1 pseudogene is annotated in these 264 nt (G+C 40.5%); it reads right to left on the minus strand.

The features are described from left to right. Window positions 1–253 (minus strand): annotated as a pseudogene (locus tag KTE19_RS13790) (hypothetical protein); the annotation flags it as partial. Between the last annotated feature and the right edge of the window lie 11 nt (window positions 254–264).

The following is a 264-nucleotide window of genomic DNA, read 5'->3' on the forward strand; positions in this document are numbered from 1 at the left end:
CAGCGTGAATTAAATGTGGCGGATCCCATACAACCATGTAGAAACTATTATCAGAAAATGGCATCTCCGTAAAATCAGCTATCACATCAGGATTAACGTCGACGATGTGTCCTGTGGGTAGTTTCTCATAATGCTGTCGATTATCCATGAAAGTGACGTTCGGATTGGCTTTATCAAACCAGAACATTCGGCTTCCACAAGCTGCATCTAAAATGTACATATGCCATGCTCTGAATTTAATTTGTCTGTTCATTATCGTCACTC

Origin of the sequence: Lentilactobacillus dabitei (assembly GCF_019061365.1) — a bacterium.
Taxonomy (GTDB): domain Bacteria; phylum Bacillota; class Bacilli; order Lactobacillales; family Lactobacillaceae; genus Lentilactobacillus; species Lentilactobacillus dabitei.